Consider the following 20,854-nt stretch of genomic DNA (forward strand, 5'->3'; position numbering starts at 1 on the left):
TAAATAAATCACAAATATTTTAACTAAGAAATAATCGGTAATGACACAATCTGCATTAGATCAATTAAAACGCTTAACCACTATCGTTGCTGATACAGGTGATTTAAACGCAATTCAACAATTTCGCCCTTTGGATGCAACGACTAACCCGTCACTCATTACAGCAGCAGCACAACAGCCTGAAAGTCGTGAGCTGATTGAAGATGCCTATGCTCAAGCAAAAAAAGAAGGTTATGAATTAGATGCACTCGTTGAACGCACCATCGATATTCTCACCGTCAAACTGGGTGTCGAAATTTTAAATATTGTAGAAGGTCGTGTCTCAACAGAAGTGGATGCAGCCCTTTCATATAATACCGAAGAAACCATTGCCAAAGCCAAAGAGCTACTTGCGTTGTATAAAGAATATGGGATAGACCAAGATCGTATTCTGATCAAGATTGCCTCTACATGGGAAGGTATTCAAGCAGCAAAAGTGCTAGAAGCAGAAGGCATTCATTGTAACTTAACGCTACTTTTTGGTTTACATCAAGCCAAAGCATGTGCAGATGCAAGGGTTACTTTGATTTCTCCATTTGTCGGTCGTATTTTAGATTGGTTTAAAAAAGCTGAAAATGTAGAGAGCTATCCAATTGAGAAAGATCCAGGCGTATTATCTGTTAAACAAATTTATCATTACTACAAGCAACATCAAATCAAAACTGAAGTGATGGGCGCAAGCTTCCGTAGCATTGACCAAGTTTTAGGTTTAGCAGGTTGCGACCTTTTAACCGTTGCACCGGGTCTGCTAGAAAAATTGAAAAATGATCAACGTCATGTGGTTTCTCAACTTAGCTTAGACACTGAACAGACTGCTCAAGAACATCAAGAGATCTCTAAAGCTGAATTTAAACAACAATTGGAAGCTGATTTAATGGCATTCCAATTATTGCAAAGCGGGATTGACGGTTTTATCAAAGCGCGTGAACAACTTGCATTATTATTGCGCCAATCTTTTGGTCTAGATGCTGATTTTATTGACTAATCTATGTATTTAGAATGATTTATATAAATCTAAATTGTAGATGCGCTTTTGGTTAAAATTGCACTAAAATCGCTCACACTCTAAAGCCGAGTTTGTTATCATAACCACTCGGCTTTTTTTATTTCGCTTCTCTTATACAGTGAGAATGTTGTGTTTGGTATTACCGATATAGTGACATATATACTAGGGACTATTTTTATCGTCATTTTACCCGGTCCCAACTCATTGTATGTCATGTCAATTGCCTCTCGATTTGGAATTAAAACGGGCTATATCGGTGCTTTAGGCGTATTTACAGGAGATTTAATTCTGATTCTCTGTACTGTTTTAGGTGCTGCCTCTTTACTACACGCCTTTCCCTGGTTATTTATCATTCTCAAAGTTGTAGGTGCAAGCTATTTGTCTTATCTCGGTATTCGTTTACTGATCGCAAGTATCAAAACTTGGCAAAACAAACCACAAACGCTGCAAACAAATACATCCAATACTGCAACTCACGAACAATTCCATCCATTTCGAACAGCGCTAACCATTAGCTTACTCAACCCAAAAGCAATTTTATTTTATCTCTCGTTCTTTGTTCAGTTTGTTGATCCCGATTACCCTTACCCCGCTTTAAGCTTTGCGGCACTTTCTGTGATTCTGCAAATCATCAGTATGAGTTATTTGACGATCTTGATCTTCTCAGGCGTTAAGCTCGCCACTTTTTTCAATACACGCTACAAAATTGCTGCAGGTTGTGTTGCCTGTGTAGGTTTACTGTTCTGTGCTTTTGGAATAAAGCTTGCTGTTTCAACAATGTAACCTGATTTAGTTAAATAAATCTCCCAATTAAAACATTCGGTGGTGTTTCAAAAAGTATGCTGGCATTAAACGAATCCATTATTGATATAAAAGAATACTAAATCAAAGGCTTTGAAATGATTTTCAAGCTTTTTGGAGAAGTTGCAGCTTCTCCTAAAGCCTCGCCTGATTCGATGCCGTAATCGACAATTATTGCCTTCTATACCCACAGTGAAAAATTTACCAATCAACTGTTTGCATTCTTTAAAGGTCGTAACAAAGCTATCCCAATGGTCACTTGATATACATGTATAGCTTACACCTAACTGCTTCAATTTTAATTTAAGTCGTTTTGCAGTGGCTAAATCTCGGTTACCCCATACATAAGCAACAATTTCACCTGTTTCTCGATGATAGGCATAAATTAGCCATTGTTTATTTTGCTTATGACCAACAAAAGTCCAAAACTCATCTACTTCAAGGGTTTCATAATGACTTTGCTGTGCTCGAAGTTGATATTTTGATTGGCTAAGTGTCCGTAGAACTTTACCGATACTTACTCTTTCAATTTCTGCTATATCCCTGACACCACTGCCTCGCACCATGAGGTGTAATATTTTGGTTTTGATACCTGAGTGACAGCCTTGATAACTGAGAGCATGATCACCAATAAATTGACGTCTGCATATTTTACATTGGTAATTTTGCTTACCATCTACTTTTGTGCCATTTTTCTTTATACTGTCACTTAGGCAGGCTGGACACTTGATTTCTAGAGTTATTCGCATTTCTCTATTTTATCAAAATCCAACCTGCTTTTTTTCAGCATACTTTTTGAAACACCACCAAACATTCTTTTTTGAATCGTTCTTTTGGATAAACTGCGCTTTCTATTCAAGGCAATATCTAATCTTTATCAATGGGTAATCTATAGTCAACCTGTCAAAAAAATCAGACACAAGAATACAACCTCTCTCAATTAATTATTTTTTAATTAAATCAATTACATGAAAAGACTTTTTTGATTATAAAAGCTTGTAATACCACAGCTTACATTCAACGTTTAAATACCTTTGCGTTGGCGATGCCTCCCTTTTTAGAGATAAAAAGGGACAAAAATCTTTTGCTGGGCGAAGGCTATGTCCTGTACCCCCGCCCAACGGCGACATCCATGTCGCCCCACAGTAGGATCACCAACTATAATTCAAAAGTATCAAAAATGAATTGGTGCAAATCACTTATATGAATAATTAGGTGGTTTGACTATACATTGTTTTCAACTAAGATAGTTCTAGATTAAAAAAGCCATATTCTCTCATAATGATAATCTAATCAGTTTTATATTTACTTTTTATATTTAATTCCAATTAACCCTATAAGCTTTAAAATGATCCCTGTATGATGGTTGCATTTTCAACCATTCAATCCAATTTAAAAGCAAGGGATCATGCAAAAGTTACTCCTAGACTTCTCTATACCTGCTGTATTTGCAGGTTTCATTACTTTTTTAATTGGTATCAGTGTTTCGGCTGTACTCGTCATACAAGCAGCTCAATTACTTGGCGCAAACCCTGAACAAATTACCTCTTGGTTTTGGGCACTCGGTTTAGGTATAGGTCTTTCAGGATTAATTCTTTCTTGGAAATTCAAATATCCTGTTGCCACCTCATGGTCAACCGCTGCACTTGCACTCATCATTGCCACTGCCAGCGGCTACTCACTCTATGAAGCCATTGGTGCTTTCTTAGTGAGTGGTTTACTGACCGCCACACTAGGCTTTTTAGGCATATTTGAAAAAATTATTTCGTATATTCCTCAGAGTTTGACCAGTGCCATGCTGGCAGGTGTATTACTCAAGTTTGGTATTGCTCTATTTGCCAGTATGCAAAACGACTGGGCATTTATTCTCAGCCTTTTGATGGTTTATATCGTCACTAAACGGCTATGGGCTCGTTATTGTATTGTGATTACCGTGATCGCAGGAATTATCATTTGTCCATTTTTTATGGAGTTTCATGTTCCAACCTTACAGTGGGGATTGGCAAAACCAGTATGGATGACACCTGAGTTCACATGGTCTGCAATTCTCGGATTGGCACTGCCTTTATTTGTAATCAATATGGCATCTCAGTATTTACCAGGGATTGCGATGATTAAAAGTTATGGCTATAAACCCCATGTTAACCAACTTATTGGTTGGACAGGTACAGCGCAGACTTTGCTTGCACCATTTGGCTGTTATACCGTGAATATTGCTGCAATCAGTGCTGCAGTCAGTCTGGATGACCAAGTTCACCCAGACCCTGCGAAGCGCTATATTGCTGGCATGAGCTGTGGTTTCTTTTATATTTTGATGGGGCTATTTGCGGCAACATTGACAAGTCTATTGATGTCTTTTCCACATCTTTTTATTGTGGCATTAGCGGGGATCGCCTTGTTTGGTACGATTAGCCATAATATTGCGATTGCATTTCATGAAGTCAAAGATCGTGAAGCCGCACTGCTCACCTTCTTATTCAGTGCATCAGGTGTTCAGTTTTTTGGGATTGGTTCCGCTTTTTGGGGACTCCTATTTGGCTTCGCTGTTTCGTTTATTTTAAACTTTAAACTTAAAAAATAGCATTTTGATCAATAAGATGAATGGAGGCTCATTCATCTTATTTTAAATTTTCAATTGTCGAATCAAAGCAAATCGAGAAGCGATAGACAAAAAAAAGCTTACCCTAGGATGGGTAAGCTAGAAAGCTTGGAACAACAATAGAAACTACAGCGAGAATCTGGAAGCTATCTTAGCGATTGGTTAATATTTAAACCAATACTTAAAAACACTTATTGGATATTTCTTAAACGGAAATATCTCCAGAAATAGTCACATTTCTATTAAATAAAGTGATAACAATATCATTTTTAAAGATAAAAAAACAATAAATCATCGATCACAATTCATTCAATAGACTAAAGTCTAAAGTTCAAATTTCCGGGTAGCTTCCAGTGCCTTCAGGCCACGGTGTAAGCAACTCAAAGCCCGTATCTGTGACTGCAACCATATGTTCCCATTGCGCTGACAGTGACTTATCCGCAGTGACCACAGTCCAACCATCTTTCAACTCTTTGACACTGGATTTCCCCGCATTAATCATCGGTTCAATGGTAAAAACCATACCCTTTTTAAGCACTAAGCCCTGCCCGGGTTGACCATAATGTAATACGTTAGGTTGCTCATGATAAATCTTACCAATCCCATGACCACAATATTCACGAACGATCGTATAACCTTCACGTTGCCCAACTTGTTGAATCGCATGACCAATATCCCCAAGTGTTGCACCGGGTTTAACCATATGAATTCCAGCCACCATCGCTTCATAAGTCGTTTCAACCAGTCTTTTCGCTTCAGGTTTAACTGTACCCACATAGTACATACGACTGGTATCACCAAAATAACCATCTTTGATAATCGCAACATCTATATTGATAATATCACCATCATTTAAAACCTTGTGTTTTGATGGGATACCGTGACAGACCACTTCATTTGGAGAAATACAGGTGGTTTTGGTATAACCATAATATCCAATATTTGCAGGGATCACTTTCAACGTATTGACAATAAAATCATTGCAAATATCGTCTAAATACTCAGTCGTCACCCCTGGCTTCACATATTCACCAATCATTGCTAAAACTTGAGCAGCTAAACGCCCCGACACTCTTAATTTTTCAAGGTCTTGTTCGGTTTTAATGGTGACTGTAGAAGCTTTCATTGGATCTGTCCGCAAAAGTGAAAAAATATTATATGCCTTTTCAATACGTTTAGGGCAATTTACCGCCTATCATATTCAATAAAAATGCAAAATCAAGCACACAAATTTTAGAATAAGTATAATTTCTCCCTATAATGTTCTTTCACACTCTATATTTTTTAAAAATTTTGATTTTTGAAAATTAACTGTGAATCATCCACATAAATATAATCAATATAACTAATTGGTTAAAATTTATAAAAAATGGGAATATTATCCATAAAATAAAATACAAAAAATAAGCTATTTCTACTAAAATCGCTGTTTTGCTTTTTCAACCACAGTTTATGACTAATCTCCGTACCAAGGATATTATTGCTTTAGGCTTTATGACCTTTGCCTTATTTATTGGGGCAGGCAATATTATTTTTCCACCCATTGTTGCTCAACAAGCCGGTGAACATGTATGGCTCGCAGCGCTTGGTTTTCTAATCACGGCTGTAGGCTTACCTGTTATTACCATTATGGCACTTTCTAAAACTGAAGGTTCTATTGCGATTTTAAGCTCGCCTTTAGGTAAAGTCGCAAGTTTAATACTGACCGTAGTATGTTATCTCTCGGTTGGACCATTATTCGCGACACCACGTACCGCAACTGTTTCTTATGAAATTGGTTTTTCCTCATACTTTGGCAATGGTGGTACAGCATTATTTATTTATAGTGTTATCTATTTTGCATTTGTGACTTTAGTTTCTCTTTATCCAAATAAATTATTGGATACAGTGGGTCATATTCTTGCACCACTAAAAATTGTTGCACTCGCAATTTTAGGTATTGCAGCATTTCTGATCCCTACTGGTTCAATTTCTCCTGCAATCAACAATTACGCAACCAGCCCTGTTTCTGAAGGTTTTGTGAATGGTTATTTAACCATGGACACTTTAGGTGCTTTGGTTTTCGGTATTGTGATTATTCATGCCATCCATTCTCGTGGTGTAACAGACAAAAAACTCGTAACAAAATATGCCATTATTGCAAGTTTGATTTCTGGTGTAGGTTTAACGCTGGTTTATCTCAGCTTATTTAAACTAGGTTTAGGCAGTCATGATGCTGCTCCAAATGCTGAGAATGGCGCAGTGATCCTGCATGCTTATGTTCAACATGCTTTTGGTGACTTAGGCTCTTTATTCCTTACAGCTTTGATTTTTATTGCATGTATGGTTACTGCGATTGGCTTAACCTGCGCATGTGCTGAATACTTCTCTGAATTGACAAAAATTCCATATAAAGTTTTAGTGATTATTTTGGTGTTATTTTCATTGGTGATTTCAAATCTAGGGTTAACCAAACTGATTGCTTTTTCAGTGCCTGTACTCAGTGCAATTTACCCACCCGCGATTGTGGTCATTCTATTAAGCTTCTTTTGGGGTAAATTCAATAACCCAACCACGGTTATCGCACCTGTCACTGGCATTGCATTTTTATTTGGTCTTATTGAAGGAATTAAGGTCACAAGCTTTAAAGATAGCTTACCTTTGATGATTCAAAACTTACCGTTAAATGAACAGAACCTTGCATGGGTGATCCCATCATTGATCATGTTAATCATCTGTGTCGTAATTGATAAAATTAAAAAATAAAGCTTTTTAATTATCATCCTTAAAATTTGATTTTACCCAAATCTTATTTTAACAGTGATCAATAATTGTCATGTTTACCCCACAGGCCGTTATTGTTTGCGACACAATTTTTAAAACATTTTTTGATCCATCTTAGCACTTCAAGTATTTATAAAATGTACCTAAATAGATCAAATCAAGTTTTGCTCTATGTGTATAAGAACATTTGTCGAAAAATTGAAAAACTCAATTTTCTCTTCATAAAGCTAAATTCAGTAGACGCTTGCATTTTTTTTATTGGTTTAACACCTATTCTTGCTAAAATTGAATTATTTTGAAAAAAAATTGTCTTTTTTTCGATTTTTGCATAAATATTGCATAATTTTTTATCAACTTTAGTCGAAAACACTTTCAAGACCTATTAAGTTATTGTATTTTATTTTGATAACTAGCTCACACTACTTCAACAACTATTACGCCATTTATCAAAAAAATTACACATATTTTCATTTTTTATAAAATAATCATCACTTGTAATAAATATGTCATAATTATTTTGAATAATAGAGGTATTTGCTCTTGAAATAATTATTAGATATGGTACAAATGAATAAACCAATCCAGACTAAAACAATGTGGTTTTTGTCGAGCAGACAGGAGGGATGGAGATGTTATCAATACATTTCAATAAGCAAGTCTTCATTAATTCTTTGAAGACAAATACGAAACTGGTCATCTATCTAAGTACAACGCTTGCACTTTTAATGACACTATTAATTCATGGACTCATTCAAGGAAATTTAAAACCTGAATTTTTTGCCTATGCATTAGTCGTTTCTGCTGCCTTCTATGTTTGGGATGTAGTCGACCATAAATCTCGTAAACTTGCGAAGATTACAGAATAAAAGATGGATGCCATGCATCCATCTTAAATAAGAAAATTATTAAAATAAAGTAATAAACATTCCAAGTAATAATCCACCAGTCGCAACAATCTCCCCTAACACCAACAATACCATTGCTATACGTAACAATATTTTCGGTAATTGCACTGTTCCTAATTGATGTGGTTGCTTAAATTGGTTGGTCGTATCTTTCAAGAAACCATGCAAAACATAACTGGCGATTGAAAAACTAAAAAAGAATAAATTGACCAAAACAAATATCAAATTTATTGTTTCAGTCCAGCTTGAACAATAGGCCATCACCGCTAAAATCAAAGTGGCTGGAGCATAAAGCAAACTACTGCGATGTGCGATATCAACATAATAATGCGCTCGGGCAATTTCTGAACGGCTGATTTGGTAATACTTCCAAACGCCTGTCAACATGCCTACCCATAGATAAATTCCACTAAATATTAACGCTAACTTTACCGACAAATCCAAACTCACAAAATCCATTTAAAACACCTTTATTCAAATTACTTAAAATATTTTTTATTGCATTTGACTCAGAAGTCATACTTTTAACAAGTTTCTTTTTGGAACTTGTGTAAAGTAATCATTAAAGCATACTCATAGAATTGTTATGAATACATTTGAAAATTTAACCATAACTTGTGCAGATAGCTATAGCTTAACTGCACGTTTTTATCCGGCAGAACAATCAACTAATCGTTTGCCTATTTTGGTTTGTCCTGCCACAGGTATTACTCAGAGCTTTTATCATCACTTTATAGAGTGGCTTGCTCAACAAGGTTCAGATGTACTGGTTTTCGATTTCCGTGGTATAGGTGACTCCTTACATGGTCCTATTCGTCAGTCCACAGCAAGTATCCAAGATTGGGGACAACTGGATATTCCTGCTGCTATTGAAACTTTGCTGAATAAGACAGGCAAAGAACAAGTCATACTCTTAGGTCATAGTGCTGGGGGGCAATTACTAGGCATTGTTTCCAACTACAAGAAAGTAGCTCAAGTGATTGCAATTTCAGGCTCTACAGGACATGTAAAAGGACTTAAAGGGAGAACCAAACGTATGGCACCTGTCATGTTTAACATGATCTTTCCTATTTCAAGTTTAGTCAAAGGCTATGGTGCTACTAAGTTTTTAGGAATGGGAGAAAATTTACCCAAAAATGTTGCAAAACAATGGGCGGAATTTTGCAGTAAACCCGGTTATGTGATGAACGCTATAGGTAAAACTATTTTCGAGGACTATCACAACGAAATTCAATGCCCAATTACGGTGTATTGGTCATCGGACGATGAGATCGCCACTGAAGCCAATGTCAAAGACCTACTTCGTTTGTATCCAGAAGCCCCCACTGAAATGATAGAGCTTAAACCGAAAGATACAGGTCATAAAGCCATTGGTCATATGTTAATGTTTAGGAAGTCACATCAAAATTTATGGCCAATTATGACAAAAAATATTTTTAATTAATTTTTAGTTTTAAGTACTTAGATAAGTAATCCTATCTAAGTGCTCTTTTTATTCAAAAAAATGCCTCATTAATGAGGCATTTTTTAGTCTTTTATATCTGCTTACGATTTAATCGCAAAACAGTTACGAAAATTGCTCTGGACGGGTAATTTTTACCGTTTTGATCCGATTTTCATCCATTTCGATGACTTCAAACCAAATGCCCTCTTGTTCAATCTGAGTGCCTACTTTTGCTTCGCCTTGGGTTTTATCTAAAATCAAACCTGCCACGCTAAAATAGCCTGAGTCTTCCTGAACTAGATCCAACATACCAAGTTCCAGCTCAAGTTGATACAAATCCAGCATGCCAGAGGCTTTCCAGGTCGTATCATCCAGTTTAATTAATTCCAACTGCTCATCTGCATCAGGGAATTCACCAGCAATTGCTTCAAACACATCCAATGGAGAAATCAAACCCTGGATATTACCAAATTCATTACTCACCAAGACTAAAGAACCCTTAGACGTTCTTAAAGTATGAATAGCATCAATCACTTTCATTTTTTCAAAAATAAAAATCGGACGACTACGTTTAAGCAAGGCTTGTAATTGCTCTGGTTCATCCAGTACATCAATTAACTCTTTAGCGCGTACAACCGTAACCACTTTATCTAATTGTCCACGACACACAGGAAATAAACTATGCGGTACAGCCAAAATTTGCTGACGAATACTCTCTGCATCATCCTCAAGATTAATCCAAGATATTTGATTTCTAGGGGTCATGATTGATGCAACTGAACGTTCTGCAAGCGTTAACACTCCACCGACCATATAACGCTCTTCATCACCAAAGGCTTTTTGTGCTGCTAAAGTCTCAGGGTTTTGTAATAAATCTGCATCAAGTTTGCTTCCCATCAATTTCAAAATTGAGTCAGCAGTACGATGACGCAATGGTGTTTTCGACTGATGTTTTTCAACATTGCGGCTAGAAAACTGGTTAAAAGCTTCTATTAAAATAGCTACACCAATACCCGAATAAATATAACCTTTTGGAATATGGAAACCAAAACCTTCAGCAATTAAGCTCACACCAATCAATAATAAAAAGCTTAAGCACAGAATCACGACAGTAGGATGCTTATTGACAAAAGATGTTAATGGCTTAGAAGCAATCAGCATCACAATAACAGCAATTGTTACTGCTGCCATCATTACGTAAATATTATCGACCATGCCAATCGCAGTAATCACTGAATCGAGAGAGAATACAGCATCTAAAACAATGATTTGGGCAACAACAGCCCAAAAGCTTGCATAAACGACAGCCCCTGAACTTTTAACCTCGGGCTTACCCTCTATTTTTTCATGCAGTTCAGTGACAGCTTTATAGACGAGGAATAACCCGCCAAATAATAGAATTAAATCCCGTCCTGAGAAAGAGAGACCACCAATTTCAATCAGAGGTTTAGTTAATGTCACTAACCAAGAAATAATAGACAGTAAACCTAAACGCATTATTAATGCTAGAGATAAGCCGATGATACGTGCTTTATCTCTTTGTTCAGGAGGAAGTTTATCTGCAAGAATGGCAATAAAAACTAAGTTATCAATACCCAGTACAATTTCTAAAACTATTAGGGTTAAAAGACCAACCCAAATTCCAGGGTCTAATAAAAATTCCATTATTAGATCTCCTGCTTATTATTATAAATATATAAATTGGAGAAAAATAAATTCGACCTACAAGACGACGGATCCATGAATGATACCTTTTCAACTAAATTGCTATAATTATGCACAATATCTTAGGCTTGTAATTATTTTTCATAAAAAATTTACATTTATTTAAGTTTATATATATGTATAGCCGACTGATACCTGCAAATTTCCTGTATTTCTAATCATCATTTTACAAATATAGTCTTTAACAGATATCGATACATCATATTCAAATTATTTTTCAATCAATATTACAGAAATGTCATTGGTATTTTCGTAAAAAATTACGTATAACTATGTTTGTAGAAGCCTTTAAATTAGTAGACTATATTAATCATAACTATATTTAATCAATTATTTTCAATTAGATATAAGGGCAACTAACGGAGTAAAAAATTGATAAATTTATATAATAAATTTTAACAAAAAAAAATATTTAGAGCTAAGCGAAGTTGATTTCTTTTATTTTTCAGTTAAAATAACATAAGATGTTATTTTTTTTAACTAATGAGCTTGCTTTTAACAACATCTTCTTGGTAATTTTCATAATTAGGCAAGCTGAAATACTTAGGATAGTACTATGACACAAGGACTTTCATTAACATTTAATAAAATCTGCCTTTGGGGTTGGTTTAAAACTTTCTATTCCACGGCGACACTAGAGAATGAATTATATTCATTCTAAATTGCATGAAGAAGCGACTAAGTTTTCGCAAAGTATTACTGATTTCCATCTATCTATAGACAGTCGTACAATGCCTTTACTAAATACTTTAACTTAAGTTTAGTTCAAGCAAAATTTACATTTCGTCGATTTTACTTGTTTTTTTCTTTAAGTGATCTATCACATATTGATTCAAGTATTCAAAGTAAAATATGATTACCGCTTAAGATATGGCAATAATTACAAAAACAGGGACCCTTAAATGACTAAAAAATATGCAAAATTTTTACCTGCAGCTGAAAATTTTAATATCGAAAATTTCCCATACTACTGGATCACTCAAGTACATTCGCAGTATGTTTTAAATTTAGATCACGTACTTAAAAAGTATGGGGTAGACCATTCTAGACGACGATTGTTGGTTGCATTAGAAGCCAAACCAGATGCAAGTGTCTCTGAGCTCTCAGAAATGATCGTTTCAAAAATGTCGACGATAACTAAAATTGTTTATCGCTTAAAAGAGGAAGGATTTGTTGATACTTACTCGTGTGAAAATGATGCGCGTATCACAAGAGTACATTTAACAGAAGCTGGACAACAAATGACGCAAAAAATAAATGACTTAATGAGTGTTGTACTTGAAAAGTCATTTGAAGGTCTAACGCCACTTCAAATTGAAAAAACCATGGAAAACTTAAAAATTATTTTTAAGAACCTTGCACATTAATATTTAAGGCTATTCATCGAAGATGTTCAACTGTGGCGAGTTTTTGTTATTCGATCTTTTGGGGCAATAAAAACACTCAAACTCAGCCACAGGGAACCCTTCGATAAAACTCAAAATATTGGGCTGCGGTAAGCCCAACCATTCATCAAGTCGATGATGTGGAATAACTACCACCGAACGTTTGTCTGTTCGAGGTTCATGAAACTCACTCATCATCGGATGCAGGTGGGCATCCATACTAATCATGGCGGCTGAACGAACAACTTCACCAGTTTTTAATCGAGTAATCTCATAAAGTGCAGCAATATAAAAAGCCTGACCATCTTTACGCCGTACACCCCATCGTTGTGGTCGACCATTGATATATTTGGATTCATAGAACTCTGTCACGGCGATCACACCAAATTGGCACTTGCTAAAAGCCTCGACAAAACTGCGTTTTTCCATCAGAGTTTCATTTCTTGCATTATATGTATGTTTTGCAACATCTTTATCCTCAGCCCATTTTGGCACTAAACCAAAGTTGACTAAACGCCATTCAATCCCTTGATTGGATTTAAATAGCAACGGCGTTTGAAAGCTGGGAAATATTTCTTCTTCATACGGGAAAGGAACTGCAGGCAAGCCAAGCTGCTGAACTTGTATTAAGCTGATCGGTTTAAAATTAGCACACATGATAATAAGATTTAAGATACTGACTTATAATTGTTGAATTTATCTATCGCGCTATCTATTGATAACAACATTAGACATTGATAAAAAATTGAAACAGTTCACAATTTCAATTGAGGATAAAACGAAGTTTACCCTCATTGCTTTTATCCAAAAATCTTTTTCACTTTGGCGCTTAAACCATGAAAAAACTTATGTTTTGCATTGGCTTTTTCGCTAGTCAAAAAATTAATTTGAATGGACTGGCGTTGCCCTTCATAAGGAATATAGCCATGCCAACCATTATCAGTCACTTTAAATGCAACCAGTGAACCTGGTCCTGCATTGATTTCTGTCACATAGTTATTGATGTCTTTATCGTCATTGAGAATACGTAAACGTCCATTCGGCGCATCCCAAGATTCATTTAAATAGATTAAAACCGTCAACAATTTGCTTTTTGAATCACTGTGAATCCGGCCATCTTTTTGACGAGAGTAGCCACGTAAAGTAATCATCATCGGATGTTCCATAACGTTGACATCAAATTTATCTGTTAAAATTTGACGAAATTCTGGTGTATCCAATGATTTTAGAAAGCGATCAAAATTAGGCTTGATTTCTACATCTTCGATGTTAAAGCTTCCGCCTTGTTCAATTTTAGGAAAGTCTTGGATTACTGCCTGGACTTCACTATCTGCCAAAGCATTTTCAACTACAAAATACGGATATGGCGTACTCGCAACTTCAGCATTCTTCAACGCATCTAATTTCAGAATTGATGTCATTTATAATTCAGCTTAATGATTAATTCCCTTAAATTGTATCAGAGATTTTATATCATTGGCTTAAAACTCAAAGTCACGTCTACAAATTTTATATATGGAAGCATAGCAACAGTTAAAATAAACAATAAAAAGAATAAAGCCCCCGAAGAGGCTTTGTTGATAATCAAACAAAATAAATTAGACGATAAAATTAATCGCCTGTATAACCTTTTAACTTTAAGCGATATGCATGTAATAATGGCTCAGTATAGCCAGACGGTTGTTCACCACCTTTGAATACTAAATCATAAGCAGCTTTATATGCATAACCATCAAAATCAGGCGCCATGTTGCTATATTCAGGATCGTTGGCATTTTGTTCATCAACAATTTTCGCCATACGTTGCATAACTTCTTCAACTTGCGCTTTAGTCACAATCCCATGACGCAACCAGTTTGCAACGTGTTGAGAAGAAATACGCAAAGTTGCACGGTCTTCCATTAAACCGACATTGTTAATGTCTAGCACTTTAGAACAACCTACACCTAAATCAACCCAACGAACAACATAACCCAAGATCCCTTGAAGGTTATTTTCAAGTTCTTTGGTCTTCTCTTCTTCAGTCCAGTCTGTATCTGTCGCTAAAGGCGGTGTCAACAAGTCATCTAACGGAAGTGCTTCAGTTTTCAATAACTCTTGTTGGCGTGCTGAGACATTACATTGGTGATAATGAATCGCGTGAATCACTGCACCTGATGGTGAAGGAACCCATGCACAGCTCGCACCCGCTTCAGGATGTTCAATTTTGGTTTTATACATGTCTAAAAGCATGTCAGGTTTAGGCCACATACCTTTACCAATCTGCGCTTTGCCACGTAAACCTGCTTGTAGACCCACCATAACATTACGGTTTTCATAAGCTGGGAACCAAATTTGGCTTTTCACTTCGCCTTTACGAACGAACGGACCTGCTTCCATAAAGGTATGAATTTCATCACCTGTACGATCCATGAAACCAGTATTGATGAAAATTGTACGGTCTTTTGCTTGTGCAATACAGTTTTTCAAGTTTACAGATGTACGGCGCTCTTCATCCATAATCCCGATTTTCAAAGTTTTCGCTGGTAAACCAAGCGCTTGTTCAGCACGTTCAAACAATTCGACAGCAAATGCAACTTCTTCTGGACCATGCATTTTTGGTTTAACGATATACATTGACCCTTTACGTGAGTTTTTGTTTTCGTTTTGACCTTTGATGTCTGCGAAAGTCAGTAATGGTGTGATTAAAGCATCCATAATACCCTCGTAGATTTCAGCACCATCTACAAGGATTGCAGGGTTTGTCATTAAATGACCAACGTTACGAAGAAGCATCAATGAACGACCATGAAGTGTTGTTTCACCACCAATCAAGTTCTTATGCGTACGATCTTTATTTAATGTACGCGTAACGGTTTTACCGTTCTTCTCAATTGATTCTTCAAGCGTACCTTTCATTAGACCTAACCAGTTACGGTAGCCTTCTACTTTCTCTTCTGCATCTACAGCAGCAATCGAATCTTCTAAATCTTGAATCGTGGTAACAGCAGCTTCTAAAACAAGATCTTTTACACCCGCTGCATCAGTTTTGCCTATTGGGCTATTTGCATCAATTTCAATAACAACGTGTAAGCCATTATTTAAAAGTACAATTTCAACGGGTGCAGATTCGTCACCATTGAAACCGACAAATTGTGATTCTTTCGCCAAAGTCGAGGTTGAACCATCTTTGAGTGTGACAACAAGTTTTTTGCCCTCAACAGCATATTTTGTTGCATCTGCATGTGAACCATTCGCCAATGGGAATGTTTCATTTAAGAAATTCTTTGCAAATGCGATAACTTTATCGCCACGAACTGGGTTATAGCCTTTACCTTTTTCTGCGCCACCTTCTTCAGATATCACGTCAAAACCGTAAAGTGCATCGTATAAAGAACCCCAACGCGCATTTGCCGCATTTAAGCAATAACGTGCATTCCGCACAGGTACCACCAATTGCGAACCAGCCAATAATGCGATTTCTTCATCTACATTTTCTGTACTGATTTGAAAATCTTCTACTTCTGGTAATAAGTAGCCAATTTCTTTTAGGAAAGCTTTATAAGCTTGAAGTTCAAATTTGTTGTTGCGGTGCCATTCATCAATTTTAGCCTGAATCTCGTCACGCTTCGCTAAAAGCGCCTTATTCTTAGGACTAAGATCGACAACAACTTGCTCAAAGTTTTTCCAGTATGTTTCACTATCTAAACCAGAACCTGGTAGTGCTTCATTTTCGATGAAATCGTAAAGTTCTTTAGCAATCGCTAACTTGCCTTTTTGAATACGTGCAGTCATTGTCTTTCCTGATATTGCTACTTTTTATAACAAGAGTTTCTAGTATACCGATTTAAACCATGCTGAATAGTACTATCACATTGCTAAATAGTGATCATTTTAATTAAAAAAATAGCTATATTAACTTAAAAAATAACGATCAAAAATACAGCAACACCATCAACTAAATCATCAACTTAAATCGCTTTTTAACAGTGTATAAATTTTTTAAAATGTCTAAATTAGACCAAAGTGCTGAATCAACCCTAATTTCTCCATTTTTTATACACTTTTATTCCTTGAGCAAAGATTAAGCCATGAATAGCGCTAAATGTCGATAAAACCAATCCATAATTCTGTGTAAAGAATTGTTCGACTCACTTATATTTTTTTCTGTTTGTTCAAATCTCATCTTATTGTTTCAATTTAGATGATTAGAATCTTTAGCAACAAGGTGGAATCACATAATTTTTTAAAGCACTTATGCTTTTTTACATTATTTAATCCTACAAGGTGTAGCTGGGGTATCCCCTACACAAATTAAATTTAAAGTTTCATTCTAATACGTGGCTGTGCAAACACATTTGTCTCTTTTAATCATACAGCGTCTATCTATTATCTGGCGACAAGCACGGATAAAGTGCTACACATAAAAAACCTGTTTAAAATTTTCATTCTAAACAGGTTTCTGGAATAGCAAGGTCTAAGCTAAATAAGAGATAGACCTCAACTTAAAACTAAATGCTTCACTTAATTAAAAGTTTTAAAACGTGTTGCATCATCAATAAATGTTTTTTCGCCCGCTGGTGCTTCGATTGAACCAAATACTAATTGTGCGCGAAGTTTCCAGTCTGCAGGTACATCAAATGTTGCTGCCACTTCTTCATCTACGATTGGATTATAGTGTTGTAAAGAAGCACCTATACCCGCTTCAGCCAATGCAGTCCAAGTTGCAAATTGAGCAATACCTGTTGAATGCTCAGACCATACTGGGAAATTGTCTGCATATAATGGGAATTGTTCTTGTAAAGCTTTAATCACACTTAAATCTTCATAAAACAACACTGAACCAGCACCAGCGATAAAGCTGTTAATCTTACCCGAAGTTCCTTCAAATGCTTCAGCTGGAACGATTTTACGTAAAGTTTCTAAAACGATTGTCCAGAATTTAACATGTGAATCACCAAATAAAATCACAGCACGAGAAGACTGTGAGTTAAATGAAGATGGGCTATGCTTGATTGCATCTTTGATGATTTCTTCAATTTTCGCTTGGTCTAAGCTTAAATCTCTACCAATTGCATAAATTGTACGGCGTTGTTTGATTTGATTTAAAAATGACATGGTGTTAATCCTTCTATGACCAAATGGGTCGTGTTATTTAACATGGTTTGAGTGTATTGCATCATTCTTAGTTTCGTCATGCTTATATACATAACAATGTGTTCTATATTTAGAACAATATGTGAAATTGGGTCTTTTAAAATGCCATTGTGTTTCTGTAACCCCTTTTTAAGGTACTTTGTACTTTAAAACGATAAGAATATGTCAAATTTCCTATGGGCTTTTCATTACTTATTTTGTGGTAAAAATATGCAAATTTCGACATACGATTCTAGACATAGTATTAAAATACAACTCAATGACATTCTTATAATGCCTTCTTCCAATAACATACTATCAAGAGCCCCAGTCTTAAAAAAATAAAAAACTCCGCATAAAGCGGAGTCTCATTGAAGATAAATAGTTTTCTAAATTACTTATCTGTTTCAAATAATGCTGCGACAAACGATTTTGCAGAGAATGGACGTAAATCATCTATCTTTTCCCCGACACCAATATATCGAATTGGTACATGGGTACGGCTGGCAATATTAAACAACACACCACCCTTTGCAGTTCCATCTAATTTGGTAATGGTTAAACCAGTTAAACCTACAGCTTCATCAAACATTTCAACTTGGTTAATCGCATTTTGACCAGTACCAGCATCCACCACCAACATCACTTCATGTGGCGCAGTTGCATCAATTTTTTGCATAACACGTTTTACTTTGGTCAATTCAGACATCAAGTTACTTTTGTTATGCAAACGCCCTGCTGTATCGGCAATTAAAACATCCACACCTTTGGCACGAGCACTTTCAAAGGCATCAAAAATGACTGAAGCACTATCTGCACCATGGCCTTGAGCCACGACAGCAATATTGTTACGTTCACCCCAGATTTGAAGTTGTTCAGTTGCTGCTGCACGGAAGGTATCTCCTGCTGCAAGCATGACTTTCTTGCCTTCGCCTTGTAAACGTTTGGCTAATTTACCAATCGTGGTTGTTTTACCTACACCATTTACACCCACCACTAAAATCACAAATGGATTTTTATTGGGATCGATATGCAATGGTTTTACACGAGGCGCAAGTAAAGCAACTAGCTCTTCTTGTAGCGCTTTATACAATGAATGTGAGTAAATTAAATCACCACGTTCCGTACGCTCAGTCAAGTTCGTAATAATGGTTTTAGTCGCCTCTACCCCGATATCAGCAACCAAAAGTTGCTCTTCTACCTCTTCAAGCAACTCATCATCAATTTCTTTACCACCAATCAGGATATTAACCATACCATCGGCAAGGCTTTTACGCGATTTGGTCAAACCTTCTTTCATGCGACTAAAAAAGCCACCTTTGGATTTTTCATCAGCTGATTCAATCTGTGCGGCTTGGCTTTCAGTTTGAATAGGTTCCGCTTTAGGTGTTTCTACATTATTTTCAATAATAGGCACATTGACGGCTGGTAAACTAGGTAATGTGACATCGTCATCCCCGATATCCGCATCAATCAAGAATTTATTTTGCTGTTCTTGCATGCCGATTCCTTGAAAAGCATAGCGTTAAAAAAGAATGAGTTTAGCATAGATTGCATCATTTTTAGAGTTAAAGCAGCGATAAAACAAGCAAACCAAAATGCAACATTCTAACCTTGCTTTAAATCATTAATTTTTTAAGAATAGTTCTAAATTTAAAATAATTTTTTGGGTTATCTGTGTATATTCTGAAATCTAGATTCTTTAATCTTCTTAGACAATCCAAAGTTATCATTGCGCCAATCTTCTTTTTATCATTAAGCACGATAAATACTCAACTTCAGGCAGCACCTCAAAGCCAACTTTCAAGGACTACTTTCGAAACCACACTTAAAAATGGTTTAAAAGTGATTATCAGAGAAGATCATCGCTCTCCAATTGTCATGACTCAAATTTGGTATGGTGTTGGCAGTAGTGATGAGTCTGGTAATGTGCTTGGTATTTCCCATGTACTTGAACATATGATGTTTAAAGGAACTAAAAAGGTTCCAGATGATGAGTTTGCACGTTTAAGTCGTATTTATGGTGGCCGCACCAACGCTGCCACATATACAAATTACACCAACTATTATCAGCTTTACCCCAAGAAGTATTTTCCATTGGCTTTGGAACTTGAAGCAGACCGTATGACAAATCTGGTCCTCAAACAACAAGACTTTGATCCTGAAATCAAAGTGGTTATGGAGGAAAGACGACAACGGACAGATGATAATCCACGAAATCTAGCCTACGAACGTTTTAAATGGATCGCCTATCCAACCAGTCACCACCGTCAACCTGTGATTGGCTTTATGAAAAACCTACAGAATATTCGTCTGGATGATCTTAAACATTGGTATCAAACATGGTACACGCCCAATAATGCGACTTTAGTCATTGTAGGAGATGTCAATGCAGAACAGGCACTTAAACAAGTTGAAAAATATTTTGCAGCAATTCCCAAAAAGGAACTTCCAGACCGTAATGATGTTTTAGAGTTTGACCGAATGGGGTATCGGCATATGGAAGTGCAGTTGCCAGTACAAGTGCCCAACTTATTTATGGCTTGGAATGTCAAATCCATTGCCACAGCAAAAAACCCACAAGATGCCTACGCACTAACCATTATCCAGTCCTTACTGGATGGCGGAATCTCCGCTCGTTTACAAGACCGTCTGATTCGAGATAAGAAAGTGCTGACCGCAATCAGTGTCAGTTATGACCCCTATAATCGTGGCGACAGTTTATTTATGATCTCCGCGATCCCAAGTGATGATGTTTCTCTGGATGAGGCACAAAAAGCGATTGAAAAAGAGATGAATTTATTTAAAACAGAATTGGTCAATCAAACTGAACTCGATCGTGTCAAAAACAACTTCGTTTCAAATTTAATCTATAGTCAGGATGATATTGGTGGACAAGCCAATATGATTGGGAATTTGGAAGTAAATGGCCTAAGTTTTCGTTTAATGGATGAATTACCTAAACATTATGACAAAGTGACACCACAAGATTTACAACGAATTGCCAATATTTATTTTGTCAAAGCCAATCTGAGTAGTTTGTATTTAATGCCTGAAAGTACAAAAGAATAA

At 36.2% G+C, this 20,854-nt stretch carries 17 protein-coding genes; 8 read left to right on the forward strand and 9 right to left on the reverse strand.

Annotated features, from left to right (window positions below; translation table 11 throughout):
* The first annotated feature begins 40 nt into the window (after positions 1-40).
* Complete coding sequence (gene tal, locus AC4CUY_RS11525) at positions 41-1,024, forward strand: transaldolase (protein ID WP_336950756.1); 984 nt, start codon at positions 41-43, stop codon at positions 1,022-1,024.
* 150 nt (positions 1,025-1,174) lie between these two features.
* Positions 1,175-1,828 (forward strand): leucine efflux protein LeuE, encoded by a 654-nt coding sequence (gene leuE, locus AC4CUY_RS11530; protein ID WP_336950755.1) that lies wholly within the window; start codon positions 1,175-1,177, stop codon positions 1,826-1,828.
* A 65-nt stretch (positions 1,829-1,893) separates the two neighbouring features.
* On the opposite strand, the gene AC4CUY_RS11535 is transcribed toward leuE, so the two are convergent.
* Complete coding sequence (locus AC4CUY_RS11535) at positions 1,894-2,595, reverse strand: IS1 family transposase (RefSeq protein ID WP_004282341.1); 702 nt, start codon at positions 2,593-2,595, stop codon at positions 1,894-1,896.
* Between the two features lie 659 nt (positions 2,596-3,254).
* On the opposite strand from AC4CUY_RS11535, the gene AC4CUY_RS11540 reads away from it, so the two are divergent.
* Positions 3,255-4,427 carry a benzoate/H(+) symporter BenE family transporter gene (locus AC4CUY_RS11540; RefSeq protein ID WP_490774137.1) on the forward strand — a complete coding sequence of 391 codons (1,173 nt, stop codon included), beginning with the start codon at positions 3,255-3,257 and terminating at the stop codon, positions 4,425-4,427.
* Between the two features lie 349 nt (positions 4,428-4,776).
* On the opposite strand, the gene map is transcribed toward AC4CUY_RS11540, so the two are convergent.
* Positions 4,777-5,571: a type I methionyl aminopeptidase gene (gene map, locus AC4CUY_RS11545; protein WP_151802897.1), complete on the reverse strand. Its 795-nt coding sequence runs from the start codon at positions 5,569-5,571 to the stop codon at positions 4,777-4,779.
* 326 nt (positions 5,572-5,897) lie between these two features.
* On the opposite strand from map, the gene brnQ reads away from it, so the two are divergent.
* Both brnQ and AC4CUY_RS11555 read left to right on the forward strand, forming a co-directional pair.
* A complete protein-coding gene (brnQ, locus tag AC4CUY_RS11550) occupies positions 5,898-7,190 on the forward strand; it encodes a branched-chain amino acid transport system II carrier protein (RefSeq protein ID WP_490774138.1) in 1,293 nt (430 codons plus the stop codon).
* A gap of 647 nt (positions 7,191-7,837) precedes the next feature.
* Positions 7,838-8,074 carry a hypothetical protein gene (locus AC4CUY_RS11555; protein WP_336950752.1) on the forward strand — a complete coding sequence of 79 codons (237 nt, stop codon included), beginning with the start codon at positions 7,838-7,840 and terminating at the stop codon, positions 8,072-8,074.
* A gap of 39 nt (positions 8,075-8,113) precedes the next feature.
* Here the strand turns inward: AC4CUY_RS11555 and AC4CUY_RS11560 are convergent, their stop codons facing one another.
* Positions 8,114-8,572, reverse strand: a complete 459-nt coding sequence (locus AC4CUY_RS11560; RefSeq protein ID WP_490774139.1) for a hypothetical protein — start codon at positions 8,570-8,572, stop codon at positions 8,114-8,116.
* Between the two features lie 127 nt (positions 8,573-8,699).
* On the opposite strand from AC4CUY_RS11560, the gene AC4CUY_RS11565 reads away from it, so the two are divergent.
* Positions 8,700-9,557 carry an alpha/beta hydrolase family protein gene (locus tag AC4CUY_RS11565; protein ID WP_490774140.1) on the forward strand — a complete coding sequence of 286 codons (858 nt, stop codon included), beginning with the start codon at positions 8,700-8,702 and terminating at the stop codon, positions 9,555-9,557.
* A 123-nt stretch (positions 9,558-9,680) separates the two neighbouring features.
* Here the strand turns inward: AC4CUY_RS11565 and AC4CUY_RS11570 are convergent, their stop codons facing one another.
* Complete coding sequence (locus tag AC4CUY_RS11570) at positions 9,681-11,222, reverse strand: TerC family protein (protein ID WP_336950749.1); 1,542 nt, start codon at positions 11,220-11,222, stop codon at positions 9,681-9,683.
* A 962-nt stretch (positions 11,223-12,184) separates the two neighbouring features.
* Between AC4CUY_RS11570 and AC4CUY_RS11575 the strand changes: the two genes are divergently transcribed.
* The gene (locus AC4CUY_RS11575; RefSeq protein ID WP_336950748.1) at positions 12,185-12,649 is read left to right on the forward strand and encodes a MarR family winged helix-turn-helix transcriptional regulator; all 465 of its coding nucleotides are present in this window, start codon (positions 12,185-12,187) and stop codon (positions 12,647-12,649) included.
* A 9-nt stretch (positions 12,650-12,658) separates the two neighbouring features.
* Here the strand turns inward: AC4CUY_RS11575 and AC4CUY_RS11580 are convergent, their stop codons facing one another.
* From AC4CUY_RS11580 to ftsY, 5 genes are all read right to left on the reverse strand, one after another.
* Positions 12,659-13,324: an SOS response-associated peptidase family protein gene (locus AC4CUY_RS11580; RefSeq protein ID WP_336950747.1), complete on the reverse strand. Its 666-nt coding sequence runs from the start codon at positions 13,322-13,324 to the stop codon at positions 12,659-12,661.
* A 143-nt stretch (positions 13,325-13,467) separates the two neighbouring features.
* Positions 13,468-14,088 (reverse strand): 2OG-Fe(II) oxygenase, encoded by a 621-nt coding sequence (locus AC4CUY_RS11585; protein WP_004719624.1) that lies wholly within the window; start codon positions 14,086-14,088, stop codon positions 13,468-13,470.
* 190 nt (positions 14,089-14,278) lie between these two features.
* Entirely contained in the window at positions 14,279-16,441 is a 2,163-nt protein-coding gene (locus AC4CUY_RS11590; protein ID WP_490774141.1) for a malate synthase G, read from the reverse strand.
* A 729-nt stretch (positions 16,442-17,170) separates the two neighbouring features.
* On the reverse strand, positions 17,171-17,764 hold the full coding sequence (locus tag AC4CUY_RS11595) for a nitroreductase family protein (RefSeq protein WP_004719619.1): 594 nt from the start codon (positions 17,762-17,764) through the stop codon (positions 17,171-17,173).
* A gap of 412 nt (positions 17,765-18,176) precedes the next feature.
* Positions 18,177-19,283 carry a signal recognition particle-docking protein FtsY gene (gene ftsY / locus AC4CUY_RS11600; RefSeq protein ID WP_336950744.1) on the reverse strand — a complete coding sequence of 369 codons (1,107 nt, stop codon included), beginning with the start codon at positions 19,281-19,283 and terminating at the stop codon, positions 18,177-18,179.
* 176 nt (positions 19,284-19,459) lie between these two features.
* On the opposite strand from ftsY, the gene AC4CUY_RS11605 reads away from it, so the two are divergent.
* Positions 19,460-20,854 (forward strand): M16 family metallopeptidase, encoded by a 1,395-nt coding sequence (locus tag AC4CUY_RS11605; RefSeq protein WP_419359963.1) that lies wholly within the window; start codon positions 19,460-19,462, stop codon positions 20,852-20,854.

Source organism: Acinetobacter sp. 778_lipA (genome assembly GCF_058242985.1).